Annotated in this window: 15 protein-coding genes and 2 tRNA genes; 7 read left to right on the forward strand and 10 right to left on the reverse strand. The window is 40.5% G+C overall.

The window, feature by feature from the left end:
* Positions 1 to 29: 29 nt before the first annotated feature.
* Both R2S08_RS25070 and R2S08_RS25075 read right to left on the reverse strand, forming a co-directional pair.
* Positions 30 to 1139 carry an acyltransferase gene (locus R2S08_RS25070; protein WP_316837694.1) on the reverse strand — a complete coding sequence of 370 codons (1110 nt, stop codon included), beginning with the start codon at positions 1137 to 1139 and terminating at the stop codon, positions 30 to 32.
* Positions 1129 to 3603, reverse strand: coding sequence for a glutaminase family protein (locus R2S08_RS25075; RefSeq protein WP_316837695.1), 2475 nt, complete (start codon positions 3601 to 3603; stop codon positions 1129 to 1131). The genes R2S08_RS25070 and R2S08_RS25075 overlap by 11 nt, the downstream gene beginning before the upstream one ends.
* 347 nt (positions 3604 to 3950) lie before the next feature.
* Here R2S08_RS25075 and R2S08_RS25080 point away from each other — a divergent pair, with 347 nt between their 5' ends.
* Positions 3951 to 5111 carry an acyltransferase gene (locus tag R2S08_RS25080; protein WP_316837696.1) on the forward strand — a complete coding sequence of 387 codons (1161 nt, stop codon included), beginning with the start codon at positions 3951 to 3953 and terminating at the stop codon, positions 5109 to 5111.
* Positions 5112 to 5423: 312 nt separating this feature from the next.
* Here the strand turns inward: R2S08_RS25080 and R2S08_RS25085 are convergent.
* Both R2S08_RS25085 and R2S08_RS25090 read right to left on the reverse strand, forming a co-directional pair.
* A tRNA-Asn gene (locus R2S08_RS25085) sits at positions 5424 to 5500 on the reverse strand.
* 52 nt (positions 5501 to 5552) lie between these two features.
* Positions 5553 to 5626, reverse strand: a tRNA-Asn gene (locus R2S08_RS25090).
* A gap of 144 nt (positions 5627 to 5770) precedes the next feature.
* Here R2S08_RS25090 and R2S08_RS25095 point away from each other — a divergent pair.
* Complete coding sequence (locus tag R2S08_RS25095; RefSeq protein ID WP_316837697.1) at positions 5771 to 6685, forward strand: PfkB family carbohydrate kinase; 915 nt, start codon at positions 5771 to 5773, stop codon at positions 6683 to 6685.
* 52 nt (positions 6686 to 6737) lie between these two features.
* On the opposite strand, the gene R2S08_RS25100 is transcribed toward R2S08_RS25095, so the two are convergent.
* From R2S08_RS25100 to murB, 3 genes are all read right to left on the reverse strand, one after another.
* Positions 6738 to 6974: a cytochrome b5 domain-containing protein gene (locus tag R2S08_RS25100; protein ID WP_316837698.1), complete on the reverse strand. Its 237-nt coding sequence runs from the start codon at positions 6972 to 6974 to the stop codon at positions 6738 to 6740.
* A gap of 147 nt (positions 6975 to 7121) precedes the next feature.
* Positions 7122 to 7652 (reverse strand): RNA polymerase sigma factor, encoded by a 531-nt coding sequence (locus R2S08_RS25105; RefSeq protein WP_133782351.1) that lies wholly within the window; start codon positions 7650 to 7652, stop codon positions 7122 to 7124.
* Positions 7653 to 7823: 171 nt separating this feature from the next.
* A complete protein-coding gene (murB, locus tag R2S08_RS25110; protein ID WP_316837730.1) occupies positions 7824 to 8840 on the reverse strand; it encodes a UDP-N-acetylmuramate dehydrogenase in 1017 nt (338 codons plus the stop codon).
* 151 nt (positions 8841 to 8991) lie between these two features.
* Between murB and R2S08_RS25115 the strand changes: the two genes are divergently transcribed.
* The 5 genes from R2S08_RS25115 (at position 8992) to R2S08_RS25135 (ending at position 15932) form a co-directional block, all read left to right on the forward strand.
* Complete coding sequence (locus R2S08_RS25115) at positions 8992 to 9600, forward strand: TetR/AcrR family transcriptional regulator (RefSeq protein ID WP_316837699.1); 609 nt, start codon at positions 8992 to 8994, stop codon at positions 9598 to 9600.
* Positions 9601 to 9708: 108 nt separating this feature from the next.
* The gene (locus R2S08_RS25120; protein ID WP_316837700.1) at positions 9709 to 10317 is read left to right on the forward strand and encodes a TetR/AcrR family transcriptional regulator; all 609 of its coding nucleotides are present in this window, start codon (positions 9709 to 9711) and stop codon (positions 10315 to 10317) included.
* A 20-nt stretch (positions 10318 to 10337) separates the two neighbouring features.
* Positions 10338 to 11681, forward strand: a complete 1344-nt coding sequence (locus tag R2S08_RS25125; RefSeq protein ID WP_133782343.1) for a TolC family protein — start codon at positions 10338 to 10340, stop codon at positions 11679 to 11681.
* Complete coding sequence (locus tag R2S08_RS25130) at positions 11678 to 12739, forward strand: efflux RND transporter periplasmic adaptor subunit (protein WP_133782341.1); 1062 nt, start codon at positions 11678 to 11680, stop codon at positions 12737 to 12739. The genes R2S08_RS25125 and R2S08_RS25130 overlap by 4 nt, the downstream gene beginning before the upstream one ends.
* A 7-nt stretch (positions 12740 to 12746) precedes the next feature.
* Complete coding sequence (locus R2S08_RS25135; RefSeq protein WP_316837701.1) at positions 12747 to 15932, forward strand: efflux RND transporter permease subunit; 3186 nt, start codon at positions 12747 to 12749, stop codon at positions 15930 to 15932.
* A gap of 71 nt (positions 15933 to 16003) precedes the next feature.
* Here the strand turns inward: R2S08_RS25135 and lpdA are convergent, their stop codons facing one another.
* The 3 genes from lpdA to R2S08_RS25150 are packed head-to-tail and all read right to left on the reverse strand — an operon-like array spanning position 16004 to position 19595.
* On the reverse strand, positions 16004 to 17437 hold the full coding sequence (gene lpdA / locus R2S08_RS25140) for a dihydrolipoyl dehydrogenase (protein WP_316837702.1): 1434 nt from the start codon (positions 17435 to 17437) through the stop codon (positions 16004 to 16006).
* Between the two features lie 46 nt (positions 17438 to 17483).
* Positions 17484 to 19154 carry an ArnT family glycosyltransferase gene (locus R2S08_RS25145; RefSeq protein WP_316837703.1) on the reverse strand — a complete coding sequence of 557 codons (1671 nt, stop codon included), beginning with the start codon at positions 19152 to 19154 and terminating at the stop codon, positions 17484 to 17486.
* Positions 19155 to 19163: 9 nt separating this feature from the next.
* On the reverse strand, positions 19164 to 19595 hold the full coding sequence (locus R2S08_RS25150) for a GtrA family protein (RefSeq protein ID WP_133782333.1): 432 nt from the start codon (positions 19593 to 19595) through the stop codon (positions 19164 to 19166).
* Between the last annotated feature and the right edge of the window lie 146 nt (positions 19596 to 19741).

Consider the following 19741-nt stretch of genomic DNA (forward strand, 5'->3'; position numbering starts at 1 on the left):
ATTAAATTAAGCCAGATTTAATATAATTTTCAGCCAAGTTTTTTTCGCAACCATTTTCTAACAGGCTCATCGTACCATTTCAAACTGACATAGGCCAGGAAAATTGCACCGATCAAAATCGCTACGGCATAAGGCCAGGCCTGCGCAATGGTTACACCTTTATGATTGCTGATCCATGCCACATAGAAATAAACCAGCGGATAATGCACCAGGTATAGCGGATAGGATATGTCGCCGAGAAAGGTACATATCCTTCGCTCCGTTTGGCTATGAACCTCACCACTGGCACCAAGGTAAACGATAAGCGGAAAAACGACAATGATGCAAACAGTCTCGTATATTCCATTCATCCAAAGATGATCAGCACCGCCAATACGCGGCATATACAATACCATCGCTACTAAAACGCTGCACCATAAAAATGCATGTCTGATGCGGGTGGGTTTAGCAATACGCGAAAGCAACAGCCCGGCAAAAAACGGGTACATCGTGCGGGTAAAGCCCACACGAACCTGCTCCACGTTCAATGTCCAGCCGCCACTGACATCCCCATTGGTGATCGCCAGATGTGCAAGTGCTACAGCTGCAACCAATACCAATACAGACAATGCAGTTTTTGAAAACTTCCTTATCCAAACCGCATAAAGAATATTGGCGATGTATTCAAAGAATAAAGACCATCCTACGCTGTTAAGCGGATGCATTTCCTGCCAGCCACGTATATCCATAGACATCGGCACAGGAAGAATAGTATAACCGATCAGCAAAACCAGCAGCATTTTCCAAATTGGTACAGTATGGATGAGCGGCCAAAGCGTCGAATCTGTGAAGTAGAATCCTATAGCACCCAATGTCATGCCCAGGATCACCAGGGGCTGAAGACGCTCTATACGGCGTTTAAAGAAACTGCCAATGGTTATTTTTTTATCCCAGCGGTCATCATAAGCATAGCCAATCACAAAACCTGATAGTAGGAAAAAGAAATCGACAGCCAGGTATCCGTGATTAACAATAATATCCAGATGACCAGTCCCTAACGGTTCAGTGAGGTGAAAAGTAACGACGATGATGGCCGCAACACCGCGTAAACCATCCAGTATCGGATAATGCGGCTTAGTGATCAGTGCATTATTGTCCATTATTTGATTTCAATTGATCAGCCAGTATTTTCATATAAAAACCCCCTACTACGCTTCTCGCTTTGAAATTTTCCCTGATGCCCGTTTTTGAATCGTAAAAATCATTCAGAGGCACGCGCGATGGAGTCTCCAGGGCGTGTACATAAAGCGGTCTGATCAATGCCTCAAACTGATCCCTTTGAGGAGCAAAAGTTGCCGTCCAAACGATCCAGTCATTCTTGGTGTAGAATTTACGGCTGTCTAGCGGAATACCAAACTTATTTATTTTAGTAAGATAATAACGGGTTTCGGTATCATACACTTTCTGAGGAAACAAATGTAAGCCCAGCACCTTGTCCCAAACCAGGTTATATTTCTGGCTCCAGGTATCTTTATTATCAAAAGTGAGTGCATAATGATCGCCGGCGTCAGCCATTTTTATCCACTCAGGCACCATGCCTTCAGCTATAGCCCTATATTTTTTAGCGGTTTCAGCTTCACCCAATGTCTCGGCCATTTGTGCATAGCAAGCTATCGCAACGATAGCTTTTACGGATAAGTTGGCATTTCGGGCCAGATGTCCGGCAAAATCATCGGTACATAATTGAGTTTTCGGATCCAAACCTTCTTTGGCAAGATAATCAACCCAAGTGGTCAGCGTCTGCCAGTGTTTTTTTGCATAGCCGGCATTACCCTCCACTTTAGCAATCGCAGCACAAAGGATGATCATATTGCCGGATTCCTCCACCGGCATTGGCTCACCGTAAGTCTGCCCGTTCGCCTTCGGATAAGTACCCAGGTCATGCGCAGCCCATGGATGCGGATATTTACCTGTTTCAGTAAAGTGGAAAATACCAGTCAGCATGCCTTGCATCAATTCCGGATTATAAAGCAGGTAAAGCGGCGCTGAGGGATAAGTCACATCTACCGTATTGATGAAACCGCCACTATTGTTTTCCTTAGACAACCACAGGGTTTCGCCTGCAGGGCTTTTAACCAATGTATGCGCTGCAATACTTTGGCGATAAGCCAAAGCACACAAGTGTGCATATGCTGCTCCTCCAGAACGTAAGGCATCCGCGTAAACCTCTTTATCGAAGGTCCTGCATTTTTGCATAACGGACTGGTATTCATTAAAGGCCTTTGTGAGTTCTCCTTCGATTGTTGCTTTGCCTGAGTTATTCCACCAGGGCCTCAAATCAGTATGAAAATACTGTATGGAAAACCCCTCGTCATAACCTAACTCAACAAAACGCTCAACAGCGGTTTCACCAACAGTTCCAAAAGGAATGATCGTATTTAAGGAAAGCGAATGGCCCTTAGATGCGGTTGATGAAACAGATCCCTTTCTGAATGCATTCGCCGCTTCGCTGCCTTTGGTCGTAAACTGAACCACTCCCGCAGTTTTTGGCGCAGCTACATAAAAATACCCCCAGTCGATACGCATATCGTCGGCCCCTTTTTGAAGAACAGGCTGCTCAACGGTACCTGTTTTTAAAACAGACAGTTTCTCCGTCTCATATTTTTGTGCGCTAACGGCCTGTGAAGGTTGATAGACAGCAATGTCAGATGATGCGCCCAGGAAAACTTTTACGGCGTGCTTTTTTCCATCATTTGCATTCACTTTATACGTAATGTAGGAAACGGGGCGAGACAACAAACTCAGGTCATTTAACAGCAATGGTGAAGTGAAGGTAAGTTGAACATTCACTTTTCCGGCGGCAAAATTATATACAGTTTGCGTTGCATTCACTTCGACATTTTTTTGTTCAGCCAGCAATATTTGGCCGGCATTGTCTTTCAGCTTGTCTACAAGACCAAAATCCAAAAAACGGCTACCCGCTGTATTGGACAGATGAATAGCGATCACATTCTGACCCGCTTTAAGTGCCTTTTTATGGATTGGCAAATATTGGAAATTACTTGTCCAACCTTTCTTCTGGTAAACCTTGGTACCGTTCAGAAAAACCTCAACGTTGTCGTCGTGGTTGAGTTTTAAAAAAAGTTCATTAATGCCGGCGATCGTACTAAGGTTGAACGTCCGTCTTACCCAAATATCATCCGATTTCCATAATGTTTTCACATTCTTCTCCTCATCGCCAACCGGCGCCTGACCAGATTTCCAGCCGATAGTACTGTATTTTAGCAAAGTCCAGTCACCCTCTGGTTTGTCTTCCGTGTAAACAACAGGATAAGATGCTTCATCAGAGGCACTCAATACGGTTTTGTAGCTGGTCTTCTCTTCTCCAAGGAAACGATAAATCTTCCCATCCACATTAATCAGTCCCAGTAGTGAGTGCGCTGCACCTGTCCAATGCGTTGTGGTAGAATTGTTCAATTGATCGGTATTTGACCAGATGCTAAAGTTAGGGTTGTGGGTGATCAGCGGATAAGCAGGTGCCGTTCTTTCCTGTGCGTACACAGTCCCGGACAGACATGCGCAAGCCAGTAAGACCAAGGACTTAAGTCGGTTAGATTGGTTCATGGATAAGTATATATTTGATATTTTATTCAGATCGTAAAAGTAAAGTAAAAGTGCTGCCGGGATATCTTCATATTGTATCAAAGTCCACGCATATCGTCTCATTTTCGCATAAAGGGTAAGAAGCCTGCGTGAGTGCATCACCTAACCAGAAGATCAGATTGCTCAAACAATTTAGAATCATTTTCATAATGTTTATTTGTTAGTTTTGATGTAAGGAAACCACTACGCTTCTCAGACCTGCTTACCCTGAATACAGGTATATAGCTATGACGTTATGATACCTATATCAAGTGGCGGTATTTCCCAAACCGCTTACTTACTGAACATCCGACAGACAAAAGAATAAAATGACAACAAAATCAGGCTTAGACATTCATAGGAAATTATACGGACTTGACCACTTAAGAGCATTAGCGATTATAGTAGTTTTCTTTTATCATTATTTTATAGTTACCCGTGGACAACCGAAATGGTTGCCAGATGTAGCTTCGTTCGGTTGGACAGGCGTTGACTTGTTTTTTGTGTTGAGTGGATTTTTAATCTCTTCTCAAATCTTCTATCAAATCAAACAAGAACAACCCATTTCATTTAAAATCTTTTTTATTAAACGATTCTTTAGGATTGTTCCTGCGTTTTTGGTAACAGTTGGACTTTATTTTTGCTTTCCATTTTTCAGAGAAAGAGAAGCACTACCACCACTCTGGAAAGTTTTGACTTTTACTCAAAATCTTGGGCTTGATGTAAAGAATTTTGGAACCTTTTCTCACGCTTGGTCTCTATGTGTAGAGGAACATTTTTATTTGTTTTTTCCTATAGTTTTAATTTTCTTACAAAGATCCAAACTATTTGTTAAATCATATTGGCTATTAATAGTGCTGTTTTTATTTGGTTTTGTAATTAGACTTTATTGTTATAACTATCTGTATCTACCTAAAATTGAAGATGATTACAGTTGGATGTATTGGCACAAATACATTTATTACCCGACGTATAGTCGTCTAGACGGACTTTTAGTTGGCGTTTCACTTGCGGGCATTTATGTTTTCTTGCCAAAATTTTATACTAAAATTTCACAATATGGAAACCAGTTTATTCTGCTAAGTTTATGTATTTTGATAGGTGCCCATTTTTTATGTGAAGACCAACAAACCTTTATCGCTTCAATCTTTGGTTTTCCATTAATCGCACTTGGCTTTGGATTTATAGTTTTAGGTTCTATAAGTCCGACAAGCTTTTTGTACAGGTGGAATTCAAAAACTACCACGTTTATTGCAAACCTTTCGTTTGCAATCTATTTGACACATAAAGGTATAATTCACGTAACACACAAATTATTAGATCAATTTAAAATAGAAAGTAATATAATGCTCATAATTTGTATAATAACCTGCATACTGGCAGCATATCTACTACACTTGATAATAGAGAAACCATTTATGAAATTACGAAGTATAATCATAAAAGGGAAACTAAAACCTACCGCCAACATTGGTACATCATCCCGATGATACAACCTGATTTTAACATTCCATGTTCCGTCGTTTTTCTTGTGATGGACGAAAATTTTGGTTTCGACTGTTGCCATTTTTTGTAGTCTTATTAAAGGTTAATGATAACCGGAAGGCCTACACAACGAAGATTTTTTGTAACGGTTTCTGTAACGGTTTTGAGTTAAGTTGAGCAGAAAAAGCTGCTAAACTCACAAACACGACTGCATGACAAACATCTAGTTTTAACTCGGAGAACTTCCGCATAGAAGCAAAAAAGCCTGTTTCCTTGCAGAAACAGGCTTTTAAGTGATCTCGGACATGAGATCTTTTTGGCTCCCTCTGCTGGGCTCGAACCAGCGACCCTCTGATTAACAGTCAGATGCTCTAACCAGCTGAGCTAAGAAGGAGTGCTGGCTATTTAAAAAGCCTTTCAGACGAACTGAAAGGCTTTTGGTATTGCTCCCGAGACTGGGCTCGAACCAGTGACCCTCTGATTAACAGTCAGATGCTCTAACCAGCTGAGCTACTCGGGATGCTGGCTTATTCCCAAAACGCCTTTTTTGAACTATTAAAGAACATAAAGCCTTGTTCGTTTTGGGAATGCAATATTAGGGGTTTTAATTTATTTATGCAATATTTGCAGTGAAAAAAATTAAAAAAAAATAAAGATTTCATATATGAGCCTGATAATCATAGGAACTGTAGCATTCGATGCCATTGAGACCCCCTTTGGAAAAACAGACAAAATAGTAGGCGGAGCCGCAACTTATGCCGGATTGGCCGCTTCTTACTTTTATAATAAAGTTAAAATAGTTGCTGTAGTAGGTGATGATTTCCATAAAGAAGACATTGAGCGCTTTAATAGCCACGGAATAGATACCGAAGGTTTACAGGTGAAAGAGGGCGGCAAGTCATTTTTCTGGTCTGGAAGATACCACAATGATATGAACAGCAGAGATACACTGGTTACAGAACTCAATGTACTTGCTGACTTTGATCCTGTAATACCTGAAAGCTACCAGGACTGTGAATACCTGATGTTGGGCAACTTAACCCCTCAGGTACAACAAACAGTGATCAAACGTCTAAAAAACAGACCTAAGCTTATTGTAATGGATACTATGAACTTCTGGATGGACATTGCAATGGACGATTTGCTGGAAACAATTAAACTGGTCGATGTACTCACTATTAATGATGCTGAAGCCCGTCAGTTATCAGGAGAATATTCATTGGTTAAAGCAGCCAGAAAAATCTTAACCATGGGTCCGAAATACCTGATCATTAAAAAGGGAGAGCACGGTGCCTTGTTGTTCCATGAAGATCAGATCTTTTCTGCCCCTGCCCTTCCACTTGCAGAAGTTTTTGATCCAACAGGAGCCGGAGATACCTTTGCCGGTGGCTTTATCGGCTATATGGCAAAAGTAGGTACAATTAACTTCAATAACATGAAGAACGCAATCATTTATGGTTCAGCCCTGGCTTCCTTTTGTGTAGAAAAATTCGGAACAGAAAGAATCCTAAACTTGAAAGAAGAAGAAATTACAGGAAGAATCAAAGAATTTGTTAATCTAAGTTCTTTTACCATTTAAGTTTTTTCGAAGATTTAAACATCTATGTCTAGAAATACCCTAACCGGGGTTTCTAGACATTCAAACGGCCGACTGGACTAAATTTCTCAAAAACCGCATCCGTATGTGGAGCGTCCGGCAATTCTTCCGTTAAATCCTGACCTGCCCAATGTTCATAATGCTTGCCATTTCGCCATAAACGGCTTTCACTCACATCATAAATTACCCCCTTAAAGGCAACCCAGATCTGAGGTTTATCCTGCCCGTTCCGTAAAGCCAGTTGCTGTTTAGTATAAACCGGTAACTCCATGATAACTATAAATCCTTGCAACAATAAATGATCTCATCCGTACAAAAGTAAAGTTTTAGGACAGACAATGAGCTTCGGAATAAAATTAAACAAAAAAAGGTGCTCCAGTTTTATGGAACACCTCTTCTCAGATTTCACCGCTAATACTTAAACAATATCAGCGCCTAAAATATCTTTAGAATATGTTTTTAAATATTTTTTAAGAATTTGTCTTGCAACATGTATCCTCGTTTTAACTGTTCCGATAGGAATTTCCAGCATATCCGCAATCTCATGGTATTTATATCCTTCAAAATATTTAATGAAGGGCACATAATATTCAGGCTGCAGGGTAGATAGAGCTTTATTGATATCTCCAATTACAAATTTGCTGTCGATGGTATTTTTAGTTGCACTATAATGAAGGTTAGCAGAGGAAATATCTTCTGATTTGGTGATGAGTGCATTCGTTTTGACCAAACGTCTGTAGTTGTTAATGAATGTATTTTTCATTATGGTAAATAACCAACCTTTCAGGTTCGTACCCTCTTTAAACTTACTATAGTACGTCACTGCTTTCAGCATTGTATCTTGTACCAAGTCGTTTGCATCTTCAATATCTTTAGTAAAATTTAAAGCGAATGACTGTAAAGAAACTGAATGGTCGTGCAACTGTAGATTGAATTCATTTTTTGTCATAATGTTTTAATTTTTAAGTGTTTAAAAAAGCAAACAAACAAGATATCAGAATTAACACTATCGAATTTGTTTAATCTTGCCTATATAAACTTTACACAACATATGTACCAAAAATAGAACTTGCTATTATAATAACTTTTTATCCGCCTCTAAAGCGCAAACAACGCAATGTCACAGAATATTTACTTCTCTTTCCAATTTTACGCCAAACTTTTGGCACACTTCATTGATGATCTGTTCCGAAAAACTATACACTTCTTGTCCTGTAGCATGACCATGATTTACCAGTACAAGAGCCTGATTTTTCCATGTCCCTGTCTCCCCTACTACCTTCCCCTTAAACCCACATTGCTCAATCATCCACCCGGCAGCCAGCTTAACCCGCCCTTCTCCAAATGGATAGCTCACTATATCCGGATAAGATTGTTTAACCTCTTCATATTGTCTGGTCGATATCACCGGGTTCTTAAAAAAACTTCCTGCATTACCAATTGTTGAGGGATCGGGTAATTTACTTACCCTGATATCAGAGACCACAGCAGAAATATCACTTATCGTTGGATGTGAAATATTCCTGGAAGAGAGTTCAGTCTGAATGGCACCATAGGTTGTTTTAAGGTCTGCCGAGCCAGAAAGATGGAAACGAACGGACGAAATGATGTATTTACCCTTCAGTTCATTCTTAAAGATACTATCGCGATATCCAAATTCACACTCCTCATAACTAAAAACCCTCTTAGCCCCTGTTGCAATCTCAAATGCAGTGCAACTGTAAAAAACATCTTTTAATTCTACCCCATAAGCACCTATATTCTGAATCGGAGAGGCACCAACCGTACCCGGAATTAAACTCAGGTTCTCCACTCCGGCCAAACCATTGCTTACACAATATTGAACCAGGTCATTCCAAACCACCCCTGCACCCGCAGTGACCAGAAAACCTTCTTTTTCCTTTTTGCTGCTGATTCCCGGAATGCTGATCTTAATCACAAGTCCTGAGAAGTCCTTAGTTAATAAAATATTGCTCCCTCCACCCAAAACAAGCAGATCATTTTCTTTAACAATATTTAAGGACAAGAGTTGAACAAGTTCATCCTCACTAAAAATTTCAACGAAATATCTTGCAATCGCAGCTATAGCAAAAGTATTAAAGGGCTTTAAAGAAACGTTTTCCTGAATAAAAGACATGCTTAGATTTTTTTTAAACACTGCAAATGTAATCGTTAACATGTGTAATAAATATGTTAAAGTTAATATTTAAAAAAAATGCATAATTTAACGTCCCAAATATTTTATAAGGTTTATATCAGCATTCAGGCAAGGCAGGGTTCAGTTCAACATGGAAAATCAGGATAAGAAAAGAATTTTAATTATAAATGCAGCGTTGAAAAGATTTGCTCATTATGGATTGGCAAAAACCACAATGACAGAAATTGCAAAGGACATCTCGTTTTCAAAAGCCTTGCTTTATTATTATTTTCCAGACAAGCTGAGCCTTTACGTCAGTGTCATTGAACACTTAATGCATTCCATCAGTAAAGATCTGCTGAAATCTGTAGAAAAAACGGCCACAAGCACTGAGGGGATTATGATGCTCCTGCAGAAAAGACAAGGTTATATCCAGAAGTATTACAATTTAATGGAATTTTCCAAGATGATTGGCCCGGAACTACCGGCAGATTTGTTTGAAAAATTCAACAAAGCAAAGGATTTTGAACTAAAAATCATTACTTCTCTCCTGAACCGCGGAAGTGTCGCCGGAGAATTTATTATTGATGACGCAACTTACATTACGGAAATTTTTGTTGAAGCTCTCGCCGGAATACATTTCAATATCTTAAACAAAGACCGAAAGATCTTCCCAAGTAAAGAACAATTCAAACAAATCTTCGTAAAAGAAAAAAGATTCGCAGACATCTTTCTATCTGGATTAAAACGAAATATTTAGTCACAAAAAAGTCATTTCTCTTAATTTTTTAACTTAAGTTTTAATATACCATTATTCGGCTGTATTTTTGACCTTATTAATAAAAAAGTCAGAAAGTAAAAGAGTAGAATGTTAGAGACAGACAAAAAACGAGAGTTAATTATAGAAGGAGCAATTAAACGCTTTACCCATTTCGGAATCAATAAAACCACAATGAATGAAATCGCAGACGATCTGTCTGTATCAAAGCCTTCCTTGTATTATTATTTTCCAGACAAAAGCAGCTTGATCCTTGGAGTAATCAACAAAATCTTTGATGACTATTTCGAGGCTATACACAAGGAAAAACCTGCAATTAATTCGCTGGAGGCAACCCTGGCCAATTTTATTGAAGTCAAACACCGCTTTTTCCAAAAGTATTATATGCTACACCTCTCTTCGGGCAGTAACGATGCTTCATTCAATTCAGATGAATTAAAGAATCACGTTACAAAAATGAAAGAGAGAGATGTAGAAATCCATGCGCATATCTTTCAGGCTGCGGTGGCACAAGGTGATATTGAGGTTTCCGATCTTAACAAAATCACAGAACTCTATCTGGAAAGCCTCGCGGGCATTACCTCGTTATGCGTAATGCATGGCTACAAAGAACTCATACCTAGCAAAAAAGATTTTAAGATCATTTTGGAAAAACAGCTCAGCCTGTCGAAGATATTTATTAAAGGACTAAGGAAATAAAACACACAACCGTTATAAGAATGAATCATATTATTAAACAACTAAAATTAATCCCGCTGTTGCTTTTGGGCTTACTTATAGCGGATGCTGCAAATGCACAGCAGACGCTGACGTTAAAAGATGCGTTGAACTATGCGATACAAAACAGTGTGAAGGTGCGTAAAGCAAAACTTGACATTGATGGCGGAAGGTACAAAACACAAGAAGTGAGAGCACAGGCCTTACCACAAATTACAGGTAATGCTGGCTTAACTTACAATCCGATCATAGGTCAGCTGGTTGCCAATTTTGGAGGCACTACACAGGCCATCAAACTGGGCCAGAACTGGAATTCATCTGCCGGGGTTCAACTTTCACAGCAATTGTTTAACCAAACGGTATTTACAGGCCTGCAAGCAGCCAAATCCAGCGAAGAATATTACAACCTGACTTCTCAGTTAACAGAAGAGCAAATCATTGAATTGGTTGCCAATAACTATTATCAGGTATTGGTCAACAGACAACAGCTGAATGTACTGGACAACAACATCAAAAATGTAAAGGTTACAGAAAAGGCTATATCTAATCAATATGAAAATGGTTTAGCAAAAAAAATTGATGTAGATCGGATCAAAGTAAAGCTCACCAATTTGGTAACACAGCGTGAACAAACCTTAAATCAGATTACACAATTAGAAATCCAGCTCAAGTTTGCCATGGGCATGCCGGTCAATACGGATATTATTTTACCCAAAACCGAACTTACAGAAGTGACGCAACTGCCTCAGTTTACAGACTCTCTTGCTTTAGATAACAGAACAGAAGTTAAGCTTTTGAACACCCAGGACAAACTACTGGCACTGCAACGCAAGGCTTATGTTTCAGAATACTATCCAAGTTTGGCCCTAACCGGGAACTACACCTATTCTAGCCAGAGCGGTGGCTTTGATTTCTTAAGCTCCGGCAGCGCGGCCATCGGCTACGGTGCTTCAGCTGTAGGTCTGACGTTGAAAGTACCCATTTTTAATGGTTTCTTAACCCGTTCGAAAATCCGCCAGGCCGATGTGGATATCAGAAAGGCAAAAGAAGACAGGCGGGAATCCGTAAACTCTTTGAATATGGCCTATGAGAATGCAAAAATTCAACTCAGAAACAGCATTACTACGATTAATTCCCAAAAACAAAACACTGAACTGGCGAATGAAATCTATAAAAGCACCCAAAACAATTACAACAACGGCTTAGCGACCTTAACCGACCTGCTGGATACAGAAACTGCGTTAACTGAAGCTCAGAACAGCTATAACCAGGCATTACTAAATTATAAGATTGCCGAAATACAATTAATAAAATCAAACGGAAATATAAAATCACTATTAAAATGAAAAGAGGAATTATTGTAGCTATTGTACTTATAATTGCTATTGGGGCAATAGCCTACGTATTGAAAAACAATAAGCAAAAAAATGAAGCAGTAACCACTTTTATTGCTCAGGGTAGTGGTGCCGTCAGTGTTCGTGTGGCCACTGTAAAAAAAGACACGGTGAACCTGGACTTTACCGCAAACGGTACTTTCGTTCCTTTTGCAGAATTGAACCTGTTGAATGAAAATGCAGGCCGGGTAACCAGGATCAATGTTCAGGAAGGTGACCATGTTACCAAAGGCCAGGTATTGGCCCGGATTGATGCAGAAATTCTGAATACCGATAAAGAAACCGCAGAAGCAACGTTGCAGAATGCTTTAAAAGACGAAGCACGCTACAGCAGCTCATTTAAAACCGGCGGTGTTACACAGCAGCAGCTGGACCAGGCAAAACTTGCTGTAGAAAATGCAAGATTAAGATTACAGGCCTCACAAAGAAAGGTGAGCGACGCCAATATCAAATCTCCGATCAATGGTGTTGTAAACAAAAAATATATTGAAGTAGGTGCTTTTGTAAATGCACAAGGCACTCAATTGTTTGAGTTGGTTGATGTGTCTAAGCTTAAATTAAAAGTAAACGCAAATGAAAGCCAGGTTGCTAATCTGAAACTTGGAAACCTGGTGAAAATCAAATCCAATGTTTTCCCTACAGATACGTACACTGGAAAGATCACCTTTATTGCTGCCAAAGCAGACAATTCATTGAACTTCCCGGTAGAAATCCTGGTAGAAAATAACAAAACCAACACCATCAAAGCCGGAATGTACGGAACCGCAATCTTTCAGTTCCCTAAACAAGCGCCCACCATCACCATCCCAAGAACTGCTTTTGTTGGCAGTGTAAGCAGTAACCAGATTTTTGTTCTGGAGGACGGAAAAGCCAAATTGCGCAAAGTCATTGCCGGAAGAATCCTGGGTGACAATGTTGAAATACTTGACGGATTAAAAGAAGGAGAAATTGCCATCACCAGCGGACAGATCAATCTGTCAGACGGCACTCCAGTGACCACTGTAAAATAACTATAAGATGAAGATTACTGAAATTTCAATAAAGCGTCCTACCCTCGTTATTGTGGTCTTTACCGCATTAACGCTGATGGGCTTGCTGAGCTACTTTTCTTTGGGATATGAGTTATTGCCTAAGTTTTCGAACAACACGATCTCTATCTCTACCATATATCCTGGTGCCTCTCCAAATGAGGTGGAAAATACGGTGACCAAAAAAATTGAGGATGCGGTTTCTTCTTTAGAGAACATTAAAAAGCTAAATGCAGTCTCTTTTGAAGGCCTTTCCACGGTTACCATTACGCTTACAGATAAAGCAAATATCGATTTGTCTTTAAATGATGCACAACGTAAAGTAAATGCCATCCTGGCAAATTTACCCACAGATGTAAAACCACCCTCTTTAAACAAGTTCTCTCTTGACGACTTGCCCGTAATTACCATGTCGGCATCAGCCAGTATGGATGATGCTACTTTCTACGATCTGATGGACAAACGTATTGCTCCTATCCTTTCCAGGGTAAACGGCGTTGCGCAGGTCAATCTGGTTGGTGGTCAGGAACGTGAAATTCAAGTAGGACTGGACGCTGATAAAATTCAGGGATATGGTTTATCCGTACCTCAAATACAACAGGCCATCCTGACTTCAAATCTGGATTTCCCTACGGGAAGCGTAAAAACTACTAAACAGGAAATACTGATCCGTTTATCTGGTAAATACAAAAATGTTGATGAGCTTAGAAATCTGGTTGTTGCCACCAGCAAAGCCGGTGCACAAATCAGGTTGAAAGATGTTGGTGATGTCCAGGATTCACAAAAAGACGTTAAAAAGATTGCCCGTATCGACAGAAAAGGTGCAATCGCAGTGCAGATCATCAAACAAACCGACGCCAATGCGGTAGAGGTAAGTAAGCAAATGCACAAAGTGATCCAGACCTTACAAAAGGACTATGCCAATAATAAACTCAACATTAAAATTGTAAACGACAGTTCTATTTTCACACTGGAGTCTGCCGATGCCGTTATTCACGATTTAATACTTGCGATTATTCTTGTGGCATTTGTAATGCTTTTCTTCCTGCATAGCATCAGAAACGCACTGATCGTTATGGTATCTATTCCTGTTTCCTTAATTGCAACCTTTATTGGGATCAGTTTATTTGGCTATACCCTCAACCTGATGTCCTTACTGGGACTTTCCCTTGTGGTTGGTATCCTGGTGGATGATGCGATCGTGGTACTGGAGAATATCTACAGGCATATGGAGATGGGTAAAAACAAAGTCCGCGCGGCTTTCGATGCAACCAAAGAGATTGGTTTCACCGTAGTTTCCATCACCTTTGTAATTGTCGTGGTATTCTTCCCGATCACCGTAAGTACTGGCTTGGTATCTAATATCCTGCGCCAATTCTGCGTGGTGGTTATTATTGCGACCTTGTTGTCTCTTGTTGCGTCCTTTACAATTGTACCTTTGCTCTCATCTAGATTCGGTAAACTCGAAAAAATAGAGGGAAAAAATATTTTCGGCCGCTTCATTTTATGGTTCGAAAAACAACTAAATACGTTCACACACTGGATAACCGGCATCCTGACCTGGACTTTAAAGCATAAAGCCATCACCATCATTGGTGTATTTGTATTGCTCTTCAGCTCCTGCGGTTTAACAATAGGTGGTTTTATTGGAACAGAGTTTTTCCCTAAAAGTGATAAAGGGGAATTCCTTGTTCAGATAGAACTTCCAAAAGATGCCTCTATTGAAGCAACCAACCGGATTACTCAAAAAGCAGAAGAATTTCTATCGAAAAAGCCTGAAATTGTGCAAACCATCACCACCGTAGGCCAGGCCAGCGGAGACTTTGGAAGCGCTCAGGCAACTGCGTATAAATCAGAGATTGATGTGATGCTGGTAGACCGCTCAAAACGTAAAGATCCATCCAATATATATGCGACCAAAATCAGCCGGGAGCTGTCTCATTACCTGGTTGGCGCGAAAGTAAAAACTGTTCCGATCAGTATTCTTGGTATTGCCGAAAATGCACCAATCCAGCTTGTGGTCATGGGTCCGGATCTGGAAAGTGCCATGAAATATGCAGAAGGCGCTAAAGAGGTCCTTGCAGGAATCAAAGGATCTGCCGAATTGAAACTATCCGTAGAGAAAGGAAGTCCGGAGATCAATGTTCAGGTAGACCGTGATAAAATGGCCGCTTTGGGATTAACTCTGCAAACGGTAGGTTCTACCATGCAAACCGCATTTAGTGGAAACACAGACGGCAAGTTCCGTCAGGGAGAATATGAGTATGATATTAATATTCGTTACCAGACTTTCAACCGTAAAAATATAGATGATGTAAGGAACCTGATCTTTATCAACAGCGCAGGAGAACAGATTAAACTTTCTCAATTTGCAGATATTAGGGAAGGATCGGGTCCAAGTCAGCTGGAACGAAGAGACAAGAGTACTTCTGTTACCGTACAGGCACAGTCTATCGGAAGACCAACAGGAACTATTGTTACTGATTTTCAAAATAAACTGGATGAACTGGAGAAAAACGGAAAACTTAAAAAACCACTGGGTGTAAGTTACAAATGGGGTGGTGATCAGGAAAATCAAAGCGAAGGTTTCGGTACCTTAGGTATTGCCTTGCTGGCCTCCATCATCCTGGTATACCTCATCATGGTTGCCTTATATGACAGTTTTATCTATCCGCTGGTGGTTATGTTCTCTATACCGCTTTCGGTTATCGGAGCCCTGCTGGCACTGGCATTGGCCAATCAGTCCTTGGGTATTTTCACCATCCTCGGTCTGATCATGCTGATTGGTTTGGTTGCCAAGAATGCGATCATCCTGGTCGATTTCACCAACCAAATGAAAGCAGAAGGAAAATCTACCCATGAAGCCCTGATCCTGGCCAACCATGCCCGTTTAAGACCAATCCTGATGACCACCATTGCGATGGTAATCGGTATGCTTCCAATTGCCCTGGCCAGTGGTGCCGGTGCCGAATGGAAAAATGGTTTGGCCTGGGTAATCATTGGTGGTCTAACCAGTTCATTATTCCTGACACTCATTGTAGTACCAGTAATGTACCAGGTATTTGACAACCTGCTGGAGCGTTTGGGGATGAACAAGAAAGGCAAGACCATGGAAGAACTCATGATTGAACCTTACACCCATAAAGATGTAAAAGAATACGACCTGGAACATTAAAATCCAGGTCATAAAAAATCCCCCGTAATTGAATTTGCGGGGGATTTTTTATGTATAAGTAAGTGTCAGAACTAAATATGGATTGCTCTGTTATCAGTAGCCGCCATAGCCGCTTCTTTAAGCGCTTCTGTATAGGTAGGGTGTGCATGGCAAATCCTCGCAATATCTTCTGCAGACGCGCGGAATTCCATCGCAACAACTGCCTCGGCAATCATATCAGCAGCACGTGGCCCGATCATATGAACGCCTAAGATCTCATCAGTTTTCGCATCAGCCAGCACTTTAACAAAACCATCTGTATCCATGCTTGCTTTGGCACGTCCGCTCGCTTTGAAAGGGAAAGAACCCGCTTTATACTGAATGCCTTTTTCCTTAAGTTGCTCCTCGGTATAACCTACCGAAGCTACTTCCGGCCAGGTATAAACCACACCAGGGATCAGGTTATAATTAATGTGTGGTTTCTGTCCGGCTAAGCGCTCAGCCACATACACCCCTTCATCTTCAGCTTTATGAGCAAGCATTGCCCCCTTGATCACATCACCAATCGCATACACACCAGGCACACTAGTTTCCAAATGCTCATTTACCGGAATCTTATTTCCACGTTCTTCCGTTTGAATTCCAATATTTTCCAAACCTAGACCAGCAGTATAAGCCACACGGCCTACAGCAACAATACAATAATCTGCTTCCAGTTTAACCTGCTCCCCTTTAGCATTATCTGCAGTTACCGTAACGGTTTTTCCTTTAGCGGTTGCACCAGTCACTTTATGATTGGTATAAAACTCCATACCCAACGATTTTTTAAGCACTCGCTGCAGTTCTTTTCCAAGCCCGGCATCCATGGTGCCAATAATAGAAGGCATAAATTCCACTACAGAAACTTTTGTACCCAAACGTGCATATACAGAACCCAGCTCCAAGCCAATCACACCGCCACCAATCACGACCATTGTTTTTGGAACTTCGGTAAGGTTCAGCGCTTCAGTTGAAGTAATGATTCTCTTTTTATCTATCTTAATAAACGGTAAAGCAGTTGGTTTAGAACCGGAAGCGATGATCACATTTTTAGCTGTAATATTCTCCGAAGAACCATCAGCCTTAGTTATTTTAATGGTGTTTTTATCCACAAAAGAACCCACACCTTCAAAAGCATCAATTTTATTTTTTTTGAACAAGTAAGTTATACCTGCTGTATTTTGTGCAACAACATCATTCTTACGGGCAATCATCTGTGGCATGTTTACCTTCAGATCTTTCAGGTCAATTCCGTGGGTACCAAAGGTATGTGCCGCATTATGAAAGTGCTCCGAAGAATCCAGCAATGCTTTTGAAGGAATACAGCCCACATTAAGACAAGTTCCACCAAAAGTCTTATACTTTTCTATAACTGCGGTTTTTAAGCCAAGCTGGGCACATCTGATGGCCCCAACATAACCACCAGGACCAGAACCAATAACAACTACATCGTATTGCATATAATCTAAAGTTTTTTTATGAAGCAAAGGTAATCATTCGATCACAAATCCCACACCAGAGCAAACTTATTCTCTATTTTATGAGCAACAGCTGACTCTCTCCAAGTACCTCATCCCTGGTATGGTAATTTAAAAATTTTCCTTTCAGTTTGGTAATATGGTAGCCCTTAAAACTTTTCAACACCTGCCCTTTAATGCCAGCACTCTCCAATGCAGACAGCATTTCTGTATCTGCGTACAGCAAATAAGGCTTTGGAGGCAGCTTATTGTCTTCTCCTACGCGATAATGAAAGATCTCCTGATGGGTATAAAAATCAATCGAATAAGCCAGCCCGTTCAACACCCGGACAACCGGCAAATGGCCATTGTTATTTGTATTGATCCAAAACGCAGCCTCACTATCCGGCTGATATTTCAGCAGTTGCGGGTAAAATGCCAGATTGAAATAGAACTGAACAAAAAAGGCTACTGCCGCTGCCTGAAACCAAATCTTATGATAGACCTCCTTTTTATTGAAAGTCACTATACAAAGCACGGCAATGGCAAACAGCATACCTAAGGCAAAGAAAACGGAAAGATTCTCAGGATGAAAATAAAATTGCAGGACTGCTATAGTGACCATCATGAGCACAAGAATAGCCTGCTGCATCACTTTTATCCGTTTATATACCTTTCCCGGTTCGAGCTTCAATATATACACTGCCGTGATGATGGAGAAAAAAGGGAAAATAATGGTGATATAAAAAGGAAGTTGAAATTTGGAAGCCGAAAAGATCAGGAAAGTAAGTCCCGCCCCACAAAGGTTAAACCACTCCGTTTCACGTACTTTTTTCGCTCCTCTTCTGATGTATTGAACAACGGCAATATAAAACAGAAAAGACCAGGGCAAATAGGCCCATAAGGTGGTATGCAGGAAAAAAGTAGGGTCTCCCGCCGATTTCTTTATAGGACCATTATTAAAGAAACGCCCAAACTGACTGTCCCAGAAGAAAAACCGGAGTCCTGAGACGCCATGTTTTCCGAAAACCAATTTTTCCGGATGCAGGTCAAACTGCCTGTACAAGCACCACAATTCGGGTGATATGAAAATCAGAACCAATACTCCGGCAAGCAGCCAGCGCCAGTTAAAAAGCAGCGTCCATTGTCTGGTCAGCAGCAGATGGCCCACTATGGCTCCCCCTACCGGTATCAAAGCAAAAATCCCCTTGGTCATCACCGCACAAGCGGCAAATAATGCTCCTAATGTGACTGGGAGTAACCATCCTTGACGCAGCCCTTTATAAAAATAGTAAACAGAAGCCATAATGAAACCCGTCAGATACGGCTCTGCACGCACATCCATATTAGAGATCACAGTATGCTGTGCTGTCAATAAAATCAATGCAGCCCAAAGTCCTGTCTCTTTATTATAAAGATCCTTTGCAAACTTATAGGTATACCATACCCCCATCAGCATGATCAAAACGCCCGGAAGTTTATAGGCCCAGGTCGTAAAACCAAACAGTTTAAATGATAATGCAGCCGCCCAAAACGGAAAATGAGGTTTATCCAACCAATCACGCCCTTCAGCAAACAGATCTGAAAAGTTATTATTTACTGCCATCGTCTTGGCAATGGAAGCGTACAATGCCCCATCCGGCCCCATAATGGTCACAAATAACCCACTCAAGTTCACTACAACAGCAATAGCAATAAATGCATACAACCATTTAATTCTTTGATCCGTTAAAGATGATTCTATCATATCCAATAATTATTGTTTTGAACTTCTAAATACAAAGAAATAATTTGCACTGAAATTCCAGAAAAAAACCAGTAGGATCGCCATCATCTTACTGATGTAAAAGTTAATCATGAACACATGATTAAACAGGTAAATAAAGCAGGAATTGAACATCAGACCGATGAGCGATACTGTAATAAAAGCAGCCATTTGTTTTCCTATTTCATCCTTATTTTTGAAGGTCCAAAGCCTGTTGATAAAATAATTGCAGATGACCGCCGTCGTAAATCCAATTGCATTGGCCAGAAACTTATTGATATGCACCACATCCTTAAAGAACCAGGTTAAAGAGAAGTCAATCACCAGCCCACACGCTCCCGTTATTCCGAATTTAATAAAGGATAAAAAACGAGGGGGTATTAAAGATAAAATGTAAGAGAAACTGAATTTTTGTTCCGACATATGTTCCCGTTTGCCTATTATTGCCTAAAGGTACAATCATTTTTTAAGTACAGGAACCAAAATTCACCACCTTTACTGCTCAGCAACATTTTTACACAGGCTCCTATGCTTTAAAACCTATTTTTTGTAGGTTTATATCCTTAATC

This window comes from Pedobacter nutrimenti, assembly GCF_032678445.1.
In the GTDB taxonomy this organism is placed as follows: domain Bacteria; phylum Bacteroidota; class Bacteroidia; order Sphingobacteriales; family Sphingobacteriaceae; genus Pedobacter; species Pedobacter nutrimenti_A.

What these genes read in the sequence shown, in the direction of transcription:
- R2S08_RS25095 (WP_316837697.1), top strand. Translation starts at nt 5,771, where the DNA reads ATGAGCCTGATAATCATAGGAACTGTAGCATTCGATGCCATTGAGACC.
- R2S08_RS25080 (WP_316837696.1), top strand. Translation starts at nt 3,951, where the DNA reads ATGACAACAAAATCAGGCTTAGACATTCATAGGAAATTATACGGACTT.
- murB (WP_316837730.1), bottom strand. Translation starts at nt 8,840, where the DNA reads ATGTCTTTTATTCAGGAAAACGTTTCTTTAAAGCCCTTTAATACTTTT.
- R2S08_RS25100 (WP_316837698.1), bottom strand. Translation starts at nt 6,974, where the DNA reads ATGGAGTTACCGGTTTATACTAAACAGCAACTGGCTTTACGGAACGGG.
- R2S08_RS25075 (WP_316837695.1), bottom strand. Translation starts at nt 3,603, where the DNA reads ATGAACCAATCTAACCGACTTAAGTCCTTGGTCTTACTGGCTTGCGCA.
- R2S08_RS25145 (WP_316837703.1), bottom strand. Translation starts at nt 19,154, where the DNA reads ATGATAGAATCATCTTTAACGGATCAAAGAATTAAATGGTTGTATGCA.
- R2S08_RS25130 (WP_133782341.1), top strand. Translation starts at nt 11,678, where the DNA reads ATGAAAAGAGGAATTATTGTAGCTATTGTACTTATAATTGCTATTGGG.
- R2S08_RS25105 (WP_133782351.1), bottom strand. Translation starts at nt 7,652, where the DNA reads ATGACAAAAAATGAATTCAATCTACAGTTGCACGACCATTCAGTTTCT.
- R2S08_RS25070 (WP_316837694.1), bottom strand. Translation starts at nt 1,139, where the DNA reads ATGGACAATAATGCACTGATCACTAAGCCGCATTATCCGATACTGGAT.
- R2S08_RS25150 (WP_133782333.1), bottom strand. Translation starts at nt 19,595, where the DNA reads ATGTCGGAACAAAAATTCAGTTTCTCTTACATTTTATCTTTAATACCC.
- R2S08_RS25135 (WP_316837701.1), top strand. Translation starts at nt 12,747, where the DNA reads ATGAAGATTACTGAAATTTCAATAAAGCGTCCTACCCTCGTTATTGTG.
- R2S08_RS25125 (WP_133782343.1), top strand. Translation starts at nt 10,338, where the DNA reads ATGAATCATATTATTAAACAACTAAAATTAATCCCGCTGTTGCTTTTG.
- R2S08_RS25115 (WP_316837699.1), top strand. Translation starts at nt 8,992, where the DNA reads ATGGAAAATCAGGATAAGAAAAGAATTTTAATTATAAATGCAGCGTTG.
- R2S08_RS25120 (WP_316837700.1), top strand. Translation starts at nt 9,709, where the DNA reads ATGTTAGAGACAGACAAAAAACGAGAGTTAATTATAGAAGGAGCAATT.